Below are 19,484 nucleotides of genomic sequence, written 5' to 3' on the forward strand. Positions count from 1 at the left end.
CGTTTACGTCAATCTTCATGCATCATTATTTTCGTAATAGCTCTTGCTGTTCCAATCCTTTTTCGACGCGTTGGCGAATCTCACGGGCCGCTCCTTCATCGAAACGTCCGAGGACACGCTCGCCAATCTCGACGGCCGTCCCATATTCCCCATGCAAGAACTTGTTCTCGGCGAGCGTCAAAGCGATATGCACCTCGTTGTCGCGACGGCGATAGCGGTTCGCATACTGCAGAAGTTGTTCGGCGTACGTGACTTGGCGCAAGAGTGCTTTGACCCGGTCCCGGAAGTTGTCCATCGTCTCTTCGACGTCGTGGCTGAGGCCGACGATATACGTCATATTAAACGGTGCTTTCTCGAACTGTTCATCCAACGATTGCACGCCTTTTTGCAACTGGCGCATATCGCTCGTCAAATCAGTCGGAACGACCGGCATGGCGCTCTTCGCGAGCAAACGGCGATGGGCCGACAGTTCGCGCTTCCATGACTCGAGTTTGTTGCGGACTTCGAGTTCTTCTTTGCGAAGGGAGTTCGTGTTCTCGATGAACCGTTCATGCATCGCACTGAACTGATCGAGCGAACGTTTCGCTTCTTGTACTTTTGATTTAATCATGCTGAACGGAATCATCTGGGCGACGAGCGCCTGTTCGATGTCGAGTACGTTCGCCGTGAGCGTCGCACGCTCCCGTTCGAGCTGTTCAAACTCTTCGCCGACACGGGCATTAATCTCGTAATTGCTGACGAGGCGGGTCATCTCTTGATGGAGACGAGCCATGACTTCACTCGTCTGGCGGTCACGTTCTTTCACGGTCGCGAATTCTTTTTTCACGTATTGGCGTGCATCGACTTCGGTCCGGAACGCTTCGAACAGCTGATCGATGTCCGAGCTGAGCTGTTGCATGTCCATCTCGAAATGAGCGAAGTCGAGTTGTTCAATCCGGTCCATGAGCGCGGCCCGGCGATCTTCCGCTTGCTCGATCTCTTCCATTAAACCGAGCGGCTCAAGCGCGTAGCCGTCCATTTGCATCTCTTTATGACCCGAGCGCAACTGGTTGAGCTGTTGTTTCAAATCGATTTGCACCGTGCGCACGAACTGCGGGATGACGCCGACGAGTTCACGAATCTTCGTCACTTTCTCAGACAAGACTTGGCCGGCGATATACGCCTCAGATACTTGTCCTTCTTGCTTCAACGTGATCATCTCGGTCCGCTTCGCTTCCGCTGCCGCGATTTCAGACTCGACGAGCTCGTATGTCGGGCCAAACGCACTGTTTTGGGCGACGAGTGTCTTCCGGAATTGATACAACTCTTTCTCGTCTTTTTTGACGATATCGAGAAGCGACGAATGGTGTTGATTGAACTCATCCATCTCATCGAGCATGGCGTGTACCATCGACTCGAGCTCTTCAATCAACTGTTCCGTCGCGTTCAAATCGGATTTCACTTTAAGGAAGCGATATTTGTCCAAATCTTCTTCGGCATGATAGAGCGCCTCATCGATTTGTCCCGTATGTACGCTGACGAGTTCGTCCCACGACTGATGCCATCGTTCGAACTTTTCTTTCGTCTCGCCTTCCATCGGCCATTGTTTGAACTTCTGCAGTTCAGCCGGCACACTGGCGCTGAGCACACTTTGTTTGCGCATGTCTAAATCATCAATTTTCTGGTAAAAATTCCTTCGTACGAGCATGCTTCCCAGCATGGCCCCTAATGCGATGACAATGATTCCAATTAAAATTCCGTAGATTCCGTAATCCATCTCTGTCACAACCTCCAAGCCGCTTTCATGGACTTATGTATCTAAATGAATAAATGAAGTATTTTATGAGTATAGATAATACTAATCATATTATAGAACCAATGATTTGCATAGGTTTTCCAACGGTTTAGGGAGAGAATGTTGTTTTTCACGCGAATCTTTTAAGAAGACAAACCGAAAAAATGCGTGTACCATAATGCTAATTCATCATGCATTCATTCATAGGAGGGAATCAAATGTTTCAAACAACGACTTACACTGGCGACTTGGCCGCCGGGTACGACCTACTCAATAAACAGCTGGCAGCACTTTTAGAAGGCGAGACGAACCGTGTCGCCAACCTATCGAACGCGAGCGCATTGCTTAACCAGTTCCTCGACCGCATCAACTGGGTCGGCTTCTATTTAACAGAGGGAGAAGATGCCCTCATCCTCGGACCGTTCCAAGGCCTTCCGGCTTGTGTCCATATCGCGTTCGGTAAAGGAGTTTGCGGCACTGCGGCCTCGACGCAAGAGACGCAACTCATTGCAGACGTTCATCAATTCCCTGGCCATATCGCTTGTGATGCGGCTTCTAACTCAGAAATCGTCGTCCCGCTCGTTCGCGACGGCAAGACGATCGGTGTCCTCGATATCGACAGCCCCGAGTTCGACCGCTTCTCAGATGTCGACCGCCAAGGGCTCGAGCAATTTTGCCAGACATTACTTCGCTTCATCTGATTGACAAGCGAATCGTTTCGTCGTATACTGATTTTTGTGCATGAAATGACGATAGCAGTCATTGACAGACGTATCCACCTTTCGGGCCTCGACTGAGTCGGAGGAGCATCTCGTAGCTTCGCTATCAAGTGAAGGTGCTTGAACCTAGAAAGGGGCGTCACCCGTCTTTGACATCGTTGTTCTTTTGTGCAAAATACATGAACAACAAGGAGGAGTCCAAACATGGCTCGTTACACAGGTCCAGCTTGGAAACTCTCGCGTCGCTTAGGCATCTCGCTTAGCGAAACGGGTAAAGAATTAGCAAAACGTCCTTACGCACCAGGTCAACACGGAAATGGTCGTCGTAAAATCTCTGAATACGGTCTTCAGCTTCAAGCGAAGCAAGCACTCCGTCACATGTACGGAATCAACGAGAAGCAATTCCGTCGCATCTTCAACGATGCTGGGAAAATGCAAGGTATCCACGGTGAGAACTTCATGTTCTTGCTCGAGTCACGCCTTGACAACCTCGTTTACCGTATGGGTCTCGCTCGCACACGTCGCGGAGCGCGCCAACTCGTCAACCACGGTCACATCCAAGTTGACGGTTCACGTGTAGACATCGCGTCTTACCGTGTAAAACCAGGTCAAGTCATCTCAGTTCGCGAGAAGTCTAAAAACTTCAAAGCGATCGCTGAAGCTCTCGAAGTAGCACCAGCTACAAAAGACTACGTCACATTCGATGCTGAGAAGCTCGAAGGTACATTCGTACGTCTTCCTGAGCGCGCTGAATTGAACGACCAAATCAAAGAGCAACTCATCGTTGAGTACTACTCACGTTAATGCTTTTATCTCCTTTCCTGCCTCGGCAGGAAAGGGGATTTTTTTATTTCTTTAAAATCTGTTCACGAATCCGGCCCATCTGGGTATCGAGGGCATCCGCCATCTTCGCCGCTTCAATCAACTCGAGTTTCGACGCCTCCGGGACAACGTTCTGGTATTTATAATGAAGCTTATGCTCCGTCGCCGCCCAAAAGTCCATGGCGAGCGTGCGAATTTGAATCTCGGCTGGCACCCAGATGACGCGTTCCGCCAAATACACTTTCGTTCGGACGATGAGATGCAAGCTCCGATAGCCGCTCGGTTTCGGATGTTGGATGTAATCCTTAATCTCATCAATTTCTAAATCGTCCCGTTTTTTCAAATGATCGAGGATGGCATAGATGTCATCACGAAAACTCGTGACGATCCGCACTCCGGCGACGTCAGATATATTCTCCCACAGCGCTTCCACTTCTAGGGGAAGTCCTTTTTGATTCATCTTCCGAATGATGGACGGCAGCGTCTTCATCCTCGTCTTCACGTGTTCAATCGGCGAATAGCCAAGCCGCGTCTGCCAATCGAGGTCGATGATGCCGAGATCGCTCTCGAGTTCAGTGATCGCCATCTCGTAGTACCGGAACCGCTCGCGCCATTGATGGAACTGCTCGCCAAAAAATTCTTCAATATCCATAATAAAGCCTCCTTGTCGTCTATACTTGCTATCGTAGCAGACCGAATCGATGTTGAGTCAGAAAAAAACGTCCATGTTCGCAACATTGGCGGACATGGACGCATGCATCAGACGTGACGGATCACGAAGTATTTTTTCTTACCGCGACGGATGATGGTGAACTCACCTAGCGTATCGGCGCGTGTCACCATTTTATCGAGCGACTGTTCCCGCTCCCCGTTCAAGTAAATCGCCCCGTTTTGAACGTCTTCACGGGCTTGACGTTTCGATGGTGCAATCTTCGCTTCGACGAGAATGTCGACAAGGTTGCGCTCGCCGTCGAGCTCGAACTGTGGCATGCCCTTGAATGCGGCATCCATGTCTTCTGGTTTGAGCGTTTTCAAGTCGCCACTAAAGAAGGCAGTCGTGATACGTTGCGCTTGATCAAGACCCGCTTCTCCATGGACGAGCTTCGTCATCTCTTCGGCGAGGCGACGTTGGGCGGCACGCTTCTCAGGTGCAGCGGCCACTTCTGCTTCGAGCGCCAAGATGTCTTCGTGCGACATGAACGTGAAGTATTTGATGAACTTGATGACGTCAGCGTCGTCGACGTTAATCCAGAACTGGTAAAACTCGTACGGTGTCGTCTTGTCGGCATCGAGCCAGACTGCACCACCCGCCGTCTTCCCGAACTTTTGACCGTCCGACTTCGTCACGAGTGGCACCGTCAACCCGAACGCCTTCTCCGAGTGACCGAAGCGGCGGATGAGTTCGAGACCGGCCGTGATGTTGCCCCACTGGTCGCTGCCCCCGACTTGAAGGCGGCAGTTCTCGTTTTCGTACAACTTCAAGAAGTCGAACGATTGTAACAGCATGTATGAGAATTCCGTGTACGAGATTCCGTTCTCCAAACGCGAGTCGACCGAATCTTTGGCGAGCATGTAGCTGATCGGGAAGTGTTTCCCGATATCACGCAAGAAGTCGATAATCGACAACTCTTCCGTCCACTCGTAGTTGTTGCGGATTGAGATCGGATTTTCACCTTCAAGCGGGAGGAAACGGCTCAATTGGTCTTTAATGCGATCCGAAAATTCTTTGACCGTGTCGAGCGTGTTGAGCGAACGCTCGTCCGAACGACCGGACGGGTCACCGATCATGCCGGTCGCCCCACCGACGAGAGCGATGACGTGATGTCCCGCCTCTTGGAAACGTTTGAGCGTCAAAATCGGGAGCAAGTGCCCGATATGGAGCGAGTCCGCCGTCGGGTCGAATCCCGTGTATAATGCCGTCGGTTTTTTTAGTTGTTCAGCTAACCCTGCTTCGTCCGTCAATTGGTTGACGAGACCTCGAAATTCTAAATCCTTCAATAATTCCATCTGTTCCACTCCTTCGATTGACATAAAAAAACGTCCCTTCTCATATGAGAAGGGACGGAGATTCCGCGGTACCACCCTAATTGCCACAGTTGTGGCCACTTGTAGCGAGAGATAACGGTCTCGACCCGGCCGAACGGCACGCTCCAAAAGTGTAATTCATCGATTGACATTGGCTAGTTCACAGCACCCACTAGCTTTCTGGACAAGCGGTCAGTCGACTACTTCGCTTTCTTCATAGCGTCTTTGTTTATGGACTATGCTTTACATTTTATAAGTTCCATTTCCAAATTGTCAACTGGAAGATGGAAACTTGCATCCGACAGTGGATTGGGAGGAAGGTCGGCAACGAGTTGTGCTATAATCGTATATATTACTGTCCAAAATAGTTTTACACCATATTAAGGAGGCTGTCATGCTGCAAAAGATTCGAGACATATGGAACCAACCTAAGTCCTTGAAAGCCCGCCGTTATGCCAATGTATTTTACGATGTGTCGTGGAACGTCCTGCTCCTAACGATTATATCGGTCGTTCTCATTGGATTTTTAGGCGCCGGGATCGGAGCGGGGTATTTCGCTTCTCTCGTCAAGGATATGCCGGCACCTGCATATAAGACGATGACGTCACAAATCAACACCTACTCATCGACTTCTGACATTTATTTTGGAAGCGGTGAACGAATCGGAAACTATACGACGGATGAAGTACGGGTTCCGGTTGCCGTCGATAAAGTCTCTCCGTTCGTCGTCGACGCGTTGCTCGCCACAGAGGACGTCGAGTTTTACGAACACGTTGGTGTCGTCCCGAAAGCGACGCTCCGCGCCATCTTACAAGAAGCGACCGGGTCTGAAGACCGGACCGGTGGCTCAACGCTCACCCAACAGCTCATCAAGAACCAAATGCTGACGAACGAGGTGTCGTTCGAACGAAAAGCGAAAGAGATTTTACTCGCCCTTCGCCTCGAGAAAGCAATGAACAAAGATGAGATCTTGAACGCGTACTTGAACGTCGTCTCATTCGGGCGAAACTCGATGGGACGCAACATCTCAGGGATTGAAGCGGCCGCTCGCGGTGTCTTCAACACATCGGCTGAGAAGTTGACGTTGCCACAAGCTGCTTTCCTCGCCGGGATTCCGAAAAACCCGTTCTTGTACACACCGTACTACCAAGGCGGTGTCATTAAAGAGGACGTGGCACCGGCTATCAATCGTATGAAGACGGTACTCAACCGGATGTATGTGGCCAAGAAAATCACAAAAGAAGAATATGATGCCGCATACAACTACGACATCACAAAAGACTTCATGAAGACGCAATCGAAGCCGCGTGACCGCTATCCATATGTCGTGCAATGGGCTGAAGAAGATGCCCTCATTATCGTTCGGGACCACATGCTTAAACAAGACGGCGTGAACGTGAACGAATTGAGCGCAGAAGAGCGCAAAGAAATTACGAGCACGTACGGACGTCGCGCTCACAACGCACTCCGCCAAGGTGGATACAAGATTCATTTGTCGCTTGATAAACAAGTCCACGAATCGATGCAACAGCCGGCCCGAAACGTCAATAACTTCGGACCTAACAACTCACCGAAAGTCGACCCTGACCAAGGTCCGGAGCAAACGGCAGCCATTATGCTCGAGAACAAGACCGGTCGCATCCTCGGATTTGTCGGTGGTCGCTACGTAAACGGCAAGGCCGATGACTTTAATCGCGCCCGTCAAATGGAACGTCAAATTGGATCGACGGCGAAACCGCTACTCGTTTATGCGAATGCAATCGAGAAAGGATTCATCACGACGGACACCGTCATCATTGATGAAAAGTACAAATATCAAAATGGTTCAAATCCGAACACCGTTGAAATTAACAATGAAGACTTGACGTTCCGAGGACCGATGACAGCTCGTGATGCGCTGAAACAATCTCGAAACGTTCCTGCCGTTAAAATTTACGAAGAACAAGGCGATTTCAGAGGGGCCACGGAGAAACTGCTCCAAATGGGCATGAATGTTCCTGAAGATACGCGTGATGCCCCATCAATGGCACTCGGTGTTAGTTCAGTTAAGTTAGCCTCCCTTGCTTCGGGTTATGCGATGCTCGCCAACGGCGGTGAACACGTCGAACCGTATATCATCGACCGTGTCGAGTACCAAGGCGAAGTCATTTACGAGAAAAATCCGAAGAAGACACGCATCTATTCGGATCGTACAGCCTACTTGATTGTCGATATGCTCCGTGACGTCTACACGTCAGGAACAGCGACGTATGCCAACTCGCTCTTGAACGTCCCAGGTGACTGGATGGGCAAAACCGGAACCACCCAAGATCGTCGCGACTCCTACTTGGTCGGTTCGACGCCAGGTGTCACTCTTGCCGTCTGGACCGGTTATGATAAAGAAAATGGTTTGACAGACGGAGGTGTCTATGGCCGTTACTACCAACGGACACAAGGTATGTGGTCTAAGATTGCCAACAACGTCTATCTCGATCGTCCAGAAGTGTTCAATTCGAACGCTCGCTTCGTACAACCGGCTAGCGTAAGAGCTGGCGACTTCGGTGACTCTGGTTCATTCTCTGAGAAGAAAAAAGTCGAAGAGAAGAAGAAGAAGGAAGAGGAAGCGAAGAAGAAAGCCGAAGAAGAGGCGAAGAAGAAGGAAGAGGAAGCGAAGAAGAAAGCCGAAGAAGAGGCGAAGAAGAAAGAAGAAGCCGAAGAGAAGAAACAAGAGGCTGAAGAACAGAAACAGGAAGCTGACGCTGCTGCGAAGGAAAAGGCAGCGGCTGACGCAAAAGCGAAAGCAGAAGCCGACGCAAAGAAAAAAGCGGAAGCTGATAAGAAGAAAGCTGAAGAAGAAGCAAAGAAGAAAGCCGAAGCTGAGAAAAAGGCTGAGGAAGACAAGAAGAAAGAAGACGCCGAAGCTGCAGACGGCGCCTAATCCGACAAGAAAGGTCGACACGTCGCGTGTCGACCTTTTGTCGATCAATCTTCCATTGTCGATAAGTCACCCGTCTCGAGGTTCAACTCCCATGCTTTCAAGACGCGACGCATGATTTTCCCGCTTCGCGTTTTCGGCAATTTGTCTTTGAACTCGATCTCACGCGGAGCCGCGTGAGCCGCGAGACCTTCTTTGACGAATTTTTGAATCTCCGCCTTCAACTCGTCCGACGGCTCATAGCCTTTACGGAGCGCGATGAACGCCTTGATGATCTCCCCGCGTACCGGGTCCGGTTTCCCGATGACACCGGCCTCGGCGACAGCTGGGTGCTCGACGAGACGGCTCTCGACTTCGAACGGACCGACCCGCTCCCCTGCCGTCATGATGACGTCATCGACGCGGCCTTGGAACCAGAAGTAACCGTCCTCGTCCATATACGCCGAGTCACCCGAGACGTACCAGTCACCCCAGAAGTAGCTCTCATACTTGGCGTCATTCTTCCAAATTTTCCGCATCATCGACGGCCATGGCGTCTTGAGTGCCAAGTTGCCCATCCGGTGCGGCGGGAGTGGTTGACCTCGGTCGTCTAAGATGGCCGCTTCACAACCCGGGATAGCTTTGCCCATCGACCCCGGTTTGATATCCATCGTCGGATAATTGCAAATCATCATCGCACCGGTCTCTGTCATCCACCACGTGTCATGAATCCGCAATCCGAACGATTCGTTCCCCCAACGAATGACTTCCGGATTGAGCGGTTCTCCGACCGACAGGATATGGCGGAGTGACGACAAATCATATTTTTCAAACGCCTCTTCTCCGGCACCCATGAGCATCCGGAACGCTGTCGGCGCGCTGTACCAGACCGTGACACCGAACCGTTCGATGACCGAATACCAGAACTCAGGATTGAATCGTCCCCCGACGATCACGTTCGTCGCCCCGTTTAAGAAAGGTGCGAAAATCCCGTAGCTCGTACCCGTCACCCAACCTGGATCGGCTGTGCACCAGTAAATGTCATCCGGTTGCAAGTCGAGCACCCATTTGCCGGTCATCAAATGCTGCACCATGGCGTTATGGACATGCAAGACACCTTTCGGTTTCCCGGTCGACCCTGACGTATAATGCAAAATCATACCGTCTTCGCGGTCGACCCACGTGATGTCGAGATCGGTCGAGGCATCACCCGCCAATTTGCGGTAGTCGATGATTTTCCCTGCCTCTTTTACCTCGTCACCGACGATTAAAATCGTCTCCAAGTGCGGGAGTTGATCGACCGGGATACGCGGTAGGAGCGCCTCGGTCGTGACGATGACTTTCGCTTCCGAGTCGAGCAGACGGTCGTGGACGGCTTGCTCCATGAACGCCTCAAACAACGGACCGACGATCGCCCCGAGCTTGAGTGTACCGAGCAAAATAAAATAAAGTTCTGGACTCCGTGGCATGAAGATGAAGACGCGGTCGCCTTTCTCCACTCCAACCGATTTCAGAACGTTTCCGGCCCGATTGCTTTCTCGTTTCATGTCCTCATACGTGTAGCGCTCTTCTCGTTCCCCATCGAAATAGAGCAACGCCAGCTTCGTGGCGAGTTCACCTTCTGCGTGACGGTCGATTGCTTCGTACGCCGTGTTGACGTTCCCCGTCAAATCCCAAGAAAATAATGCTTCTGCTTGTGTCCACTCGAACGACTGACAAGCATCTTCATACGACGCCAATTGATGTTCCCCTGATAACGCTTTCAATTTTTCCATCACTAAAGATTCGCCTCCCCTGTAATGAATGGTATAACCACTTTCAGTATAGTGTTAATATTATGACAAATCAATGAATTTCCAAAATCTCCAAAAGAGTGTGAAACAAGCTAAATGAAAGCGCTATAATAGAAGGTGGAAAAGGTGGTGACTCCATGGAAAAACAATATCATTCAAAGGTGTGGGAAACCTCACTCGGAGCCGTAATCATCGATGGACCGATCGAGAGCGACGTGTTGGCCACGTATAGGCTCGATGAGGGATTGACCGCATTTCGTGAACCTGAGGACCAACACAAGGCGCTCGTCGAAATCGCTGACTTGAAAGAAGGCCGCATCATCGTGGCCCGCGTCGATGACCTCGTCATCGGTTATGTCACGTATTTATATCCGGACCCATATGAACGTTGGAGCGAAGGGAACGACCCCTATATCCTCGAGCTCGGCGCGATCGAAGTGAGCCCGCGCTTCCGTGGCCAACGGATTGGCAAGCAACTGCTCGAAGTGTCGATGATGGACGCGCATATGGATGACTTCTTGATTTTGACGACCGAATATTATTGGCACTGGGACTTGAAAGGGAGCGGGCTCTCTATCTGGGACTATCGGAAAGTGATGGAAAAGATGATGAACCACGGCGGACTCGTCTTCTTCCCGACCGATGACCCCGAGATTGCCTCGCATCCGGCCAACTGTCTCATGGCACGGATTGGCAAGAACGTCCGGCAAGAAACGATCGACCATTTCGATTCGCTCCGGCTGCGGCGCCGGTTCATGTATGACTAAGGAGGGAACTGGATGTTGATTGAACAAATGATGAACCGTCATGTCGTGACGATTCAACCGACCAACACGATCGCCCATGCGGCCAAGCTCATGCGTGATCATCAAGTGCGCCATCTCATCGTCACCAACCCGGCCCGACAAGTCGTCGGAATCGTCGGCCAGTTCGAGATGAGCGGAGCGACGAGCGTGTTCCATCCGGAGAGTGAGAGCGCCGACTTCAAAAACCCCGTTTCGAGCATCATGCGTCAAGATGTGACGACGGCACATCCGTACGACTTCTTCGAAGATGCGGCCGCTCTGTTTTATGAGTATCGCCTGACCTGCCTGCCGATCGTCGAACAAGGCAAACTCGTCGGCGTCTTGACCGAGACAGACTTATTGCGTTACTTCGTCCAATTGACGGGCGCGCTCGAGCCGAGCTCTCAGATTGAGCTCTTGGTCGAGAACACGACGGGGACGCTCGAGAAAGTGACCCGGCTCCTCGCCAAGACGAACGTCAACATCATCAACGTGTTCGTTCACCCGACGCCCGACCCATATAAACGCATCATCTCGTTCCGCGTCCAGACGATGAATCCGCTCCGCATCATCGAACGGTTGAAACGCGAGGGTTATGACGTGCTCGGTCCGGAGATGTCCCAATGAGACCGGCCTACATATTCGGGGAGAACGAGAACTCGTACCGCTTCCATGCGGATCATCCGTTCAATCCGGTCCGCCTGGAGCTGACGACGTCCCTGCTCATCGCCTCAGGTAAACTTCAGGCTTCCGAGTGTATCGCCCCGCCCCTCGCCTCGGTCGAGTCGCTCGCGCTCGTCCATGACCTTGATTATATCGAAGCGGTTCAAGCGGCGGCGGCCGGTGAGCTGTCGACATTGAAAGCGAACAAGTTCGGCCTCGGCACTGAAGACACGCCGATTTTCCCAACCATCCATGAAGGAGCGGCCCGGCTCGTCGGGGGCACCGTTCACGCGCTTGATTTGGTCGCGAGCGGTAAACTGGAGCGCGCCTTTCACGTCGGGGGCGGCCTCCATCACGGGATGAGGCGGAAAGCGTCTGGATTTTGCGTGTATAACGACGCGGCGGTCGCCATCGCCCACGTCCGTAAAGCGTACGGCAGCCGGGTCCTCTATGTCGATACTGACGCCCACCACGGAGACGGCGTCCAATGGCTGTTTTATGACGATGACGATGTGATGACGTTATCTATCCACGAGACCGGCCGCTACCTGTTCCCGGGGACAGGAGCCGTCACAGAGCGCGGCAACGGGAATGGGTACGGCTATAGCTGGAACGTCCCGGTCGATGCGTTCACCCAAGACGAGTCGTTCTTGCGCTGTTACGAGACAGTGTTCCGGGAAGCGTGCGAATGGTTCAAGCCGGATATCATCGTGACGCAGAACGGTGCCGACGCCCATGCCTTTGATCCGTTGACACACCTTGCCTCGACGATTCGGACGTTCGAACAGATTCCTCAAATAGCCTCTCGACTTGCCGACGAGTATACGGAAGGAAGACTCGTCGCCCTCGGCGGCGGCGGCTATGATTGGTATCGGACCGTACCCCGGGCTTGGGCGCAAGTGTGGGCCGGACTGACGCGCGAGGCGCCGTACAGCGGCGACATTCCGCCCGAATGGATCGAGCAGTGGCAGGACAAAGCGGATTTAGCCTTGCCGACACGCTGGGATGACCATCCGTACACGTTCCAACATATTCCCCGACGCCAACAAATTGAGGAGAAAAATTGGGAAGTGACGAAACGGGCGTTCTGGCCGTTCATTTCGAACGATCGCAAATCACTATATGTCTAAAAAAATCCCCTCGTCCGCGGAGTGACTCCGGCAGGCGAGGGGATTTTTATTCAGTCTTGACGTACCGAATCGCGACGTTCGATGCGGTGCGGCAAGACAACGTTCTTCTCTTCGACTTCTTCCGCATTCAAGATTTTCGTCAAGAGACGCATGGCAACGGCACCGATGTCATACATCGGTTGGACGACCGTCGTCAATTTCGGACGAATCATCGTAGCGAGACGCGTGTTATCATGGCCGACGACTTCAAAATCGTTCGGGACCGAGAAACCGGCGTCTTGAATCGCGTGAATGACACCGAGTGCCATCTCATCCGTACCGGCGAAAATCGCTTTCGGGCAATCGTCACGTTCGAGCATCTTCTGCATCGCCTCAAGGCCTGATGCGTACGTGTAATTCCCAAGGACGACGTCACTCTCACGGAACGGGAGTCCGGCGTCGTCAAGGGCACGGCGGTAACCAGAGAATTTCTTCTCGCCATTGATTTGTTGCTCGAGTGGACCTGTGATGAAGCCGACTTGTTTATGGCCGTGGCCAATCAACATTTCGGTCGCATCGTATGCCGCTTGCTCATAATCGATGTTGACCGCAGGGAGGTCATACCCTTGGTTGAGTGTCGCCGCGAGGACGATTGGGACCGGTGACTTTTTAAACTCGTTGACGAGGTCTTCGTGCAGACGACCGCCCATGAAAATGATGCCGTCGACTTGTTTCCCGAGCAATGTGTTCAACAAATGGATCTCTTTGTCACGGTTCGAGTCCGAGTTCCCGAGGATGATGTTGTACTTGTACATCGTCGCGACGTCCTCGATTCCGCGAGCAAGGTCTGCGAAGAAGATGTTCGAGATGTCTGGGACGATGACGCCGACCGTCGTCGTCTTCTTACTGGCCAGTCCACGTGCGACAGCGTTCGGACGATAGCCGAGACGGTCAATCGCATCCTGGACTTTCTTGCGGGTCGTCGGTTTGACGTTCGGGTTTCCGTTGACGACGCGTGAGACGGTTGCCATCGACACCCCGGCTTCTCGTGCGACATCATAGATGGTTACATTGTTACTATTCATTAAAACTCCTCCTACAAGCAATGATTTTCAAACGATTTTCAAAAAACGTGTCAAAAAAGGAAGACAGGTATCTGTCATCATTTTACCCTGTCTTCACGCTATATAAAACGTTTCCAATTGGAAAGTTTACTTTTTCACCAAATCAAGTTGAGGGAACTGGGCCGTTAGCCCGTCCACGAATTGATCGAACTGATCGAAATCGAGTTGTTGCTGGGCATCCGATAAGGCGATGGCCGGGTTCGGGTGTACTTCCACCATGACCCCGTCCGCCCCGACTGCAAGCGCCGCTTTGGCCGCTGGCAGTAACAAGTCGCGTCGTCCTGTCGAGTGAGTCACGTCGACCATGACCGGCAAATGCGTCTCTTGTTTCAAAATCGGGACCGCGGTGATGTCGAGCGTGTTGCGTGTCGCCCGTTCATATGTCCGGATGCCGCGCTCGCACAAGATGACTTGGCTGTTGCCGCTCGCCATGATGTACTCGGCCGCATAGATGAACTCTTCAATCGTAGCCGATAAGCCACGCTTCAAGAGCACCGGTTTATCCGTCTTCCCGACTTCTTTCAGCAAGTCGAAGTTTTGCATATTGCGCGCACCGACTTGGATGATGTCCACGTATGGAAGTGCCGATTCGACCGCACCAGGCGTCATGATTTCAGAGATGACCCGTAAGTCATGACGATCTGCCGCTTGCTTCAGCATTTTCAATCCCTCGAAGCCGAGACCTTGGAAGTCGTATGGTGAAGTACGTGGCTTGTACGCCCCGCCCCGCAAGATTTTCACTCCGGACAGCGCCAATTTCTCAGCGACGGCGTTCACTTGCTCAAACGATTCGACCGCACATGGTCCCGCAATCAGTTGCGGACGTCCATTGCCGATTTTGACATCATCGAGCGTGACGATCGTGTCTTCGGCTTGGCGTTTCCGTGAAACGAGCAACGTCTTGTCACGGTCTTCGCCTTGCAGTTCGGCCGAAGCTTTAAACATCTCTTTGAACAGATGTTGCAAGCGAGCCGTCTCGAAAGGACCCGGATTCTCTGCCGCGATGAAGTCGAGCATCTCACGTTCACGTACCGGATCGTATCGCTCCACACCTTGCAGACGTTTTACTTTTCCAATCTCAACAGCGAGTGTGCCGCGGCGGCTGAGCAAGTCGAGCATCTCACGATTCAACTCATCCATCTCGCGACGTAATCGATTCAACTGATCTTGTGGACTCATAATTACCCTCTCATTTCTAAGCCGTTCTTTCCAGATTCCTAATTATAACGAACTTTAATCGCTTTGTCATAGGGAAATGGGCTGACGACACAAAATCAACAAAAAAAGCGCCCGGATGGTCCCGGACGCATCATCACTTATTTGTTGCCGTTTTTAAGGTCTTGCTTCAAGTTGTTCAATTCTTGTTTCGACTCATCGTCGAGCAAGTCTTTCACAGGTGCCTCGAAGTCTGACTCATAGTCTTCCGACTGGTCACGGCTGCTCGTTGTGTTTTGTTTGTTTGCAGCCGATTTCGTCGCGTTCGATTTGTTCGCGTTCGGCTTACTGTCTGATTGTTTCGGTTTGTCTGTCGACGCTTCTGACTTCGACGACTCGTTTGACTCATTTGAGGCTTTCGCTTCGTTCGAAGCTTTTGCTTCGTTCGACTGCTCTTCTGAAGCCTTATCGAGTTGCTCTTTCACTTCGGCTTCCGCCTCCGCTACGAGTTGGTCAGCTTTCTCCATCGCTTCTTCGATTGACAATTCGTCTTCATAGACTTGTTGTTTCAATTCAGCCGCTTCACGGGCCTTGTCTTTGACGAGGTTTAAGACCGGAGCCGCTTTATCGCTCGCTACTTTAATCCATTCGCCGACGACCGGTTCTGCTTTTTCACGAACTTCTTTCGACTTGACGGTCAATCGCTCACGCGACGTCGCCGTTTTCTCGTCGAGGTATGTCCGTACTTCACGTCCGCTCTTCGGTGATGTGAGGAGTGCTACTGCTGCACCAATCACGCCGCCGAGGACGACACCTGCTAAAAACCCACCGCTTGATTGCTGTTCAGTCGTATATGTCTTGTTTTTGTCGTATGTCATCGTTACTTCCTCCTTGTGATAGTTATGATTTGATTGTATCGTCTGTCGCAATCAACCCTGGTGAAACCGTAGTCGGTTCTTGTTTACGGTCCCGACGGCCGCGACGACGTGATGGTCGTTCGTCTGAAGACGTTTCTGTTTTGTTTTTCTTAAATAATTCTACAGCGACCGATCCCCAACGTACCGCTTGGGCAATCTGCTCTTTATTCTCGTCTGCTGCTACGTGAACAGAAGAAGAAACCGTCCGTACCGACTCTGTCACTTCGTTGAGTGACGTGCCGAGCTCATCAAGGGCGTGTGCCACCGGTGCGAGCAATTCCGTTTTCTCTTCGACGTTATCCACGAGACGGTTCGTCTTATGTAAGAGCGCCGTCACTTCCATTGTAATTCCGTCTAATTGACGTTCTAAGTTTTCAGTCGTGTTGGCGACGCTGCCGAGTGTCCGATTGACGTTCGACAAGACACGTGCCAAGAAAAATACGAGTACGACAAATGCGAGTGCTGCGACGAGCCCTGCAATGCCTCCTAATGTGATTTCCATGCATCCATTCCTCCTATTCGATAATGTGGTGGTTTCATTATAGCACCATTATGACTCAAAAGATTTGTCACAACCGTTTTCGCCATCCGGTCTGATTATTCCTTTACCCGTTTTTATGTTTTCGATTACACTAAAATAGAAATAAATTTAAAAAAGTTAAAAGGGGTGTTCGTATGAGAGATCCAAGAATCACGCAACTCGCTGATGGATTAATCAATTATTCAGTCGAATTGAAACCGGGGGAACGCGTTCTCATTGAAAATTTCGGCGTCGAGGAATCGCTTGTCGAAGCGCTCGTCGAAAAGGCGTATGAGGCTGGGGGGCATCCGTTCGTCTTATTGAAAGAGAGCCGCATCTTGCGCAAACTTTATACGGGAGCGAGCCGGGAACAGCTCGAACTCATGGCCGATATCGAACGCAAACAGATGCAAGCGATGGACGCTTACATCGGCCTTCGTGCCGGTGACAACATCAACGAACTGTCAGACGTTCCGGCCGAGCAACAAAAACTCGTCGGGGCCACTATCGGTAAAATGCATACCGAGGACCGCGTCAAAGGAACGAGATGGGTCGTGCTCCGTTATCCATCGCCGTCGATGGCACAACTCGCTGGTAAATCGACTGAGGCGTTCGAAGACTTCTACTTCAACGTCTGCACACTCGACTACGGTAAGATGGACCGGGCCATGGACGCGCTCGTCAGCCTCATGAATGCGACCGACCGTGTCACAATCAAAGGACCAGGGACGGACCTCACGTTCTCAATTAAAGACATTCCGGCCATCAAGTGTTCTGGCCAAATGAACATTCCGGACGGTGAAGTGTTCACAGCGCCGGTCAAAGATTCGATCAACGGTGTCATCACGTACAACACGCCGTCACCGTATCACGGCTTCACGTTCGAGAACGTGTCGTTGACGTTCAAAGATGGAAAGATTGTCGATGCGACAGCGAACGACACAGACCGAATCAATGAAGTGTTCAATACGGACGAAGGGGCACGTTTCGTCGGCGAGTTCGCCATCGGCGTCAACCCGTACATCCAACATCCGATGAAGGATATCTTGTTCGATGAGAAAATCGACGGCAGTTTCCACTTTACACCGGGTCAGGCGTATGACGACGCTTATAACGGCAACAACTCGTCAATCCATTGGGACCTTGTCAATATCCAACGCCCTGATTACGGCGGCGGTGAGATTTGGTTCGATGACGTCTTGATTCGTAAGGACGGTCGTTTCGTCGTCGACTCGCTCTTGCCACTCAACCCAGAGAACTTGAAATAACAAAAACAAGCGTGCCGATGGCGGCACGCTTGTTTTTTCGTTACAGCTTCGTCTTTTTGCCGAGTGCAGCCGACATCATCCAAATCTCTTTCTCGAGTCGTTCGATATGAGACACGAATGTGTCCTCGATGGCTTCGTCCCCGTCTTCGAAGTTCTCCATCGCGTCTTGCATCTCTTGGCGAATCTGTTTGAAGTCGCTGATGACATCTTTGATCATCTGCTCGGTATCCGCGTGGCGGTCCCCTTCTTGCAGCGTCGAATGTTCGAGATACTCCTTCATCGTCGCATACGGTTCGCCATCGTTCATCAATAGACGTTCCGCCACGTCATCGTACAGTTCGGCGACCAGATTATACAGTTCCTCTAATTTTTCATGATACGTGAAGAAGTGAGGGCCGCTAATGTACCAATGGTAGTTGTGCAGTTTGACGAATAAGAGGCCATAGTTGGCTACCTCTTTGTTCAATGTGTTTAGTGCGCCTTGACTTGCCATCCTTAACATCTCCTTTTCCAAATTCAGTCGCTAGTATTATTACCGTCTTAGCTCGATGTTAAACACAAAAAAACGAACGGCATCAGCCGTTCGCTCTCGATTCACGCTTCAAGTTGGACGTGTTTCTCATATTCGCGTTGATAGGTCTGGATGTCCCCAGCCCCCATGAACAGGAGGACGGCATTGCCATGTGCCTGGAGCACTTGCGTTCCGCCGCGCTTCAACACGTTCGCGCCTTCGATACGCGATTGCAGGTCTTCAATCGTGACCGTACCTTCTTGTTCGCGAGCCGAACCGAAGATGTCACACAAGTAAACGGCATCCGCTTCGGCTAATGCCGCAGCGAAATCATCCATGAATGATTTAAGACGCGTGTACGTGTGCGGTTGGAAGATAGCTACAACTTCACGGCCGACGTATTTTTTACGCGCCGCTTCCACTGTCGCACTGATTTCCCGTGGATGGTGGGCATAATCATCCACTAACACTTGGCTTCCGAGCGTCGATTCGCTGAAACGACGTTTCACGCCGTTGAACGTCTCGAGGCGGTCTTTGACCAACTCTTTCGGTAAGTTCTCGTAGTCACATGTCGCGATGACGGCAAGTGCGTTCAAGACGCTATGGTTCCCGTATCCTGGAATCCGGAACGTCCCATAGAAGTCGTCACGCAAATACACGTCAAACGTCGTCCCGTTATCCGTCGAGTTCACGTTCTCGGCGCGGAAGTCGTTATGAGCGCCAAAACCGTAATAGACGATTGGCACGTTCGCTTGAATGTGTTGAAGATTTTCGTCATCCCCGCAAGCGATGATGCCTTTCTTCACTTGCTTGGCCATCTCTTGGAATGCGTCGATGACATCATCGAGTCCTGAGAAGTAATCAGAATGATCAAAGTCGATGTTCGTCATGATGGCATAGTCCGGACGATAGTATAAGAAGTGACGCTTATACTCACAAGCCTCGAAGACGAAGTTTTTCGAGTCTTCGACACCTTCACCCGTACCATCGCCGATCAAGAATGATGTCGGCTCGATGCCACGCATGACGTGGGCCAACAGACCTGTCGTCGATGTTTTCCCGTGAGATCCAGTGATGGCGACACTAGTATAGTGGTCAGCCAACTCGCCTAGAAACTCATAGTACTTGTATATCGTCAATCCGAGTTCACGTGCCCGAACAACTTCAGGGTGATCGTCTGTGAAGGCGTTACCTTGGACGACGATTTGCCCTTCAGTAATATTTTCAGGGTCAAACGGAAGGATTTCAATTCCTTTACGGTTCAATGCTTCTTCAGTAAAAAATGCTTTGTCAACGTCCGAACCTCGGACCTCATTATTCATGTCATTTAAAATTTGAGCTAAAGGACTCATGCCCGTTCCTTTAATTCCGACGAAGTGATAACGGTTCATCTGTAAATAGCCCCC

Annotated in this window: 17 protein-coding genes and 1 other annotated feature; of the genes, 7 read left to right on the forward strand and 10 right to left on the reverse strand. The window is 51.4% G+C overall.

The window, feature by feature from the left end; genetic code table 11:
• Positions 1–25: 25 nt before the first annotated feature.
• Positions 26–1,756, reverse strand: coding sequence for a septation ring formation regulator EzrA (gene ezrA / locus KNP72_RS01820; RefSeq protein ID WP_214831909.1), 1,731 nt, complete (start codon positions 1,754–1,756; stop codon positions 26–28).
• A gap of 236 nt (positions 1,757–1,992) precedes the next feature.
• Between ezrA and KNP72_RS01825 the strand changes: the two genes are divergently transcribed.
• Positions 1,993–2,475: a GAF domain-containing protein gene (locus KNP72_RS01825; RefSeq protein ID WP_131437138.1), complete on the forward strand. Its 483-nt coding sequence runs from the start codon at positions 1,993–1,995 to the stop codon at positions 2,473–2,475.
• A gap of 222 nt (positions 2,476–2,697) precedes the next feature.
• On the forward strand, positions 2,698–3,297 hold the full coding sequence (gene rpsD / locus KNP72_RS01830; RefSeq protein WP_029595169.1) for a 30S ribosomal protein S4: 600 nt from the start codon (positions 2,698–2,700) through the stop codon (positions 3,295–3,297).
• Between the two features lie 43 nt (positions 3,298–3,340).
• Here the strand turns inward: rpsD and KNP72_RS01835 are convergent, their stop codons facing one another.
• Both KNP72_RS01835 and tyrS read right to left on the reverse strand, forming a co-directional pair.
• Complete coding sequence (locus tag KNP72_RS01835; RefSeq protein WP_214831912.1) at positions 3,341–3,967, reverse strand: GTP pyrophosphokinase; 627 nt, start codon at positions 3,965–3,967, stop codon at positions 3,341–3,343.
• Positions 3,968–4,074: 107 nt separating this feature from the next.
• Positions 4,075–5,322, reverse strand: coding sequence for a tyrosine--tRNA ligase (tyrS, locus tag KNP72_RS01840; protein ID WP_214831913.1), 1,248 nt, complete (start codon positions 5,320–5,322; stop codon positions 4,075–4,077).
• A 47-nt stretch (positions 5,323–5,369) separates the two neighbouring features.
• Positions 5,370–5,567, reverse strand: a binding site (T-box leader).
• Positions 5,568–5,734: 167 nt separating this feature from the next.
• Between tyrS and KNP72_RS01845 the strand changes: the two genes are divergently transcribed.
• Positions 5,735–8,257 (forward strand): transglycosylase domain-containing protein, encoded by a 2,523-nt coding sequence (locus KNP72_RS01845; protein WP_214831914.1) that lies wholly within the window; start codon positions 5,735–5,737, stop codon positions 8,255–8,257.
• Positions 8,258–8,301: 44 nt separating this feature from the next.
• Here KNP72_RS01845 and acsA read toward each other — a convergent pair whose 3' ends face one another.
• Complete coding sequence (gene acsA / locus KNP72_RS01850; protein WP_214717554.1) at positions 8,302–10,008, reverse strand: acetate--CoA ligase; 1,707 nt, start codon at positions 10,006–10,008, stop codon at positions 8,302–8,304.
• A gap of 155 nt (positions 10,009–10,163) precedes the next feature.
• Between acsA and KNP72_RS01855 the strand changes: the two genes are divergently transcribed.
• From KNP72_RS01855 to KNP72_RS01865, 3 genes are read left to right on the forward strand one after another with little or no spacing between them, the layout of a single operon-like run.
• Entirely contained in the window at positions 10,164–10,793 is a 630-nt protein-coding gene (locus KNP72_RS01855) for a GNAT family N-acetyltransferase (RefSeq protein WP_029595165.1), read from the forward strand.
• 12 nt (positions 10,794–10,805) lie between these two features.
• Entirely contained in the window at positions 10,806–11,438 is a 633-nt protein-coding gene (locus KNP72_RS01860; RefSeq protein WP_214831915.1) for an acetoin utilization AcuB family protein, read from the forward strand.
• Positions 11,435–12,604 (forward strand): acetoin utilization protein AcuC, encoded by a 1,170-nt coding sequence (locus KNP72_RS01865; RefSeq protein ID WP_214831916.1) that lies wholly within the window; start codon positions 11,435–11,437, stop codon positions 12,602–12,604. Before KNP72_RS01860 ends, KNP72_RS01865 begins: the two co-directional genes overlap by 4 nt.
• A 50-nt stretch (positions 12,605–12,654) precedes the next feature.
• Here KNP72_RS01865 and ccpA read toward each other — a convergent pair whose 3' ends face one another.
• The 4 genes from ccpA to KNP72_RS01885 all read right to left on the reverse strand — a co-directional run bounded on the left by ccpA (position 12,655) and on the right by KNP72_RS01885 (position 16,281).
• Positions 12,655–13,668, reverse strand: coding sequence for a catabolite control protein A (gene ccpA, locus KNP72_RS01870; RefSeq protein WP_021065590.1), 1,014 nt, complete (start codon positions 13,666–13,668; stop codon positions 12,655–12,657).
• A gap of 126 nt (positions 13,669–13,794) precedes the next feature.
• A complete protein-coding gene (locus KNP72_RS01875; protein WP_214717562.1) occupies positions 13,795–14,886 on the reverse strand; it encodes a bifunctional 3-deoxy-7-phosphoheptulonate synthase/chorismate mutase in 1,092 nt (363 codons plus the stop codon).
• A gap of 137 nt (positions 14,887–15,023) precedes the next feature.
• Positions 15,024–15,740 carry a YtxH domain-containing protein gene (locus KNP72_RS01880; RefSeq protein WP_214831917.1) on the reverse strand — a complete coding sequence of 239 codons (717 nt, stop codon included), beginning with the start codon at positions 15,738–15,740 and terminating at the stop codon, positions 15,024–15,026.
• A 22-nt stretch (positions 15,741–15,762) separates the two neighbouring features.
• Positions 15,763–16,281, reverse strand: a complete 519-nt coding sequence (locus KNP72_RS01885) for a DUF948 domain-containing protein (protein WP_021065587.1) — start codon at positions 16,279–16,281, stop codon at positions 15,763–15,765.
• 173 nt (positions 16,282–16,454) lie between these two features.
• Here KNP72_RS01885 and KNP72_RS01890 point away from each other — a divergent pair, with 173 nt between their 5' ends.
• Positions 16,455–17,567: an aminopeptidase gene (locus tag KNP72_RS01890; RefSeq protein WP_214831918.1), complete on the forward strand. Its 1,113-nt coding sequence runs from the start codon at positions 16,455–16,457 to the stop codon at positions 17,565–17,567.
• Positions 17,568–17,607: 40 nt separating this feature from the next.
• Here the strand turns inward: KNP72_RS01890 and KNP72_RS01895 are convergent, their stop codons facing one another.
• On the reverse strand, positions 17,608–18,060 hold the full coding sequence (locus KNP72_RS01895; RefSeq protein WP_021065585.1) for a Dps family protein: 453 nt from the start codon (positions 18,058–18,060) through the stop codon (positions 17,608–17,610).
• Positions 18,061–18,161: 101 nt separating this feature from the next.
• Entirely contained in the window at positions 18,162–19,469 is a 1,308-nt protein-coding gene (murC, locus tag KNP72_RS01900; protein ID WP_214717568.1) for a UDP-N-acetylmuramate--L-alanine ligase, read from the reverse strand.
• Positions 19,470–19,484: the final 15 nt, after the last annotated feature.

The sequence above is a fragment of the Exiguobacterium sp. s152 genome (assembly GCF_018618335.1).
In the GTDB taxonomy this organism is placed as follows: domain Bacteria; phylum Bacillota; class Bacilli; order Exiguobacteriales; family Exiguobacteriaceae; genus Exiguobacterium; species Exiguobacterium chiriqhucha.

Excerpts from the sequence above, each read along its gene's own strand:
- tyrS (WP_214831913.1), bottom strand. The coding sequence starts at position 5,322 with ATGGAATTATTGAAGGATTTAGAATTTCGAGGTCTCGTCAACCAATTG.
- KNP72_RS01860 (WP_214831915.1), top strand. The coding sequence starts at position 10,806 with ATGTTGATTGAACAAATGATGAACCGTCATGTCGTGACGATTCAACCG.
- rpsD (WP_029595169.1), top strand. The coding sequence starts at position 2,698 with ATGGCTCGTTACACAGGTCCAGCTTGGAAACTCTCGCGTCGCTTAGGC.
- KNP72_RS01825 (WP_131437138.1), top strand. The coding sequence starts at position 1,993 with ATGTTTCAAACAACGACTTACACTGGCGACTTGGCCGCCGGGTACGAC.
- KNP72_RS01835 (WP_214831912.1), bottom strand. The coding sequence starts at position 3,967 with ATGGATATTGAAGAATTTTTTGGCGAGCAGTTCCATCAATGGCGCGAG.
- KNP72_RS01865 (WP_214831916.1), top strand. The coding sequence starts at position 11,435 with ATGAGACCGGCCTACATATTCGGGGAGAACGAGAACTCGTACCGCTTC.
- KNP72_RS01880 (WP_214831917.1), bottom strand. The coding sequence starts at position 15,740 with ATGACATACGACAAAAACAAGACATATACGACTGAACAGCAATCAAGC.
- KNP72_RS01875 (WP_214717562.1), bottom strand. The coding sequence starts at position 14,886 with ATGAGTCCACAAGATCAGTTGAATCGATTACGTCGCGAGATGGATGAG.
- KNP72_RS01845 (WP_214831914.1), top strand. The coding sequence starts at position 5,735 with ATGCTGCAAAAGATTCGAGACATATGGAACCAACCTAAGTCCTTGAAA.
- ccpA (WP_021065590.1), bottom strand. The coding sequence starts at position 13,668 with ATGAATAGTAACAATGTAACCATCTATGATGTCGCACGAGAAGCCGGG.
- acsA (WP_214717554.1), bottom strand. The coding sequence starts at position 10,008 with ATGGAAAAATTGAAAGCGTTATCAGGGGAACATCAATTGGCGTCGTAT.
- ezrA (WP_214831909.1), bottom strand. The coding sequence starts at position 1,756 with ATGGATTACGGAATCTACGGAATTTTAATTGGAATCATTGTCATCGCA.
- KNP72_RS01855 (WP_029595165.1), top strand. The coding sequence starts at position 10,164 with ATGGAAAAACAATATCATTCAAAGGTGTGGGAAACCTCACTCGGAGCC.
- KNP72_RS01885 (WP_021065587.1), bottom strand. The coding sequence starts at position 16,281 with ATGGAAATCACATTAGGAGGCATTGCAGGGCTCGTCGCAGCACTCGCA.
- KNP72_RS01895 (WP_021065585.1), bottom strand. The coding sequence starts at position 18,060 with ATGGCAAGTCAAGGCGCACTAAACACATTGAACAAAGAGGTAGCCAAC.
- murC (WP_214717568.1), bottom strand. The coding sequence starts at position 19,469 with ATGAACCGTTATCACTTCGTCGGAATTAAAGGAACGGGCATGAGTCCT.
- KNP72_RS01890 (WP_214831918.1), top strand. The coding sequence starts at position 16,455 with ATGAGAGATCCAAGAATCACGCAACTCGCTGATGGATTAATCAATTAT.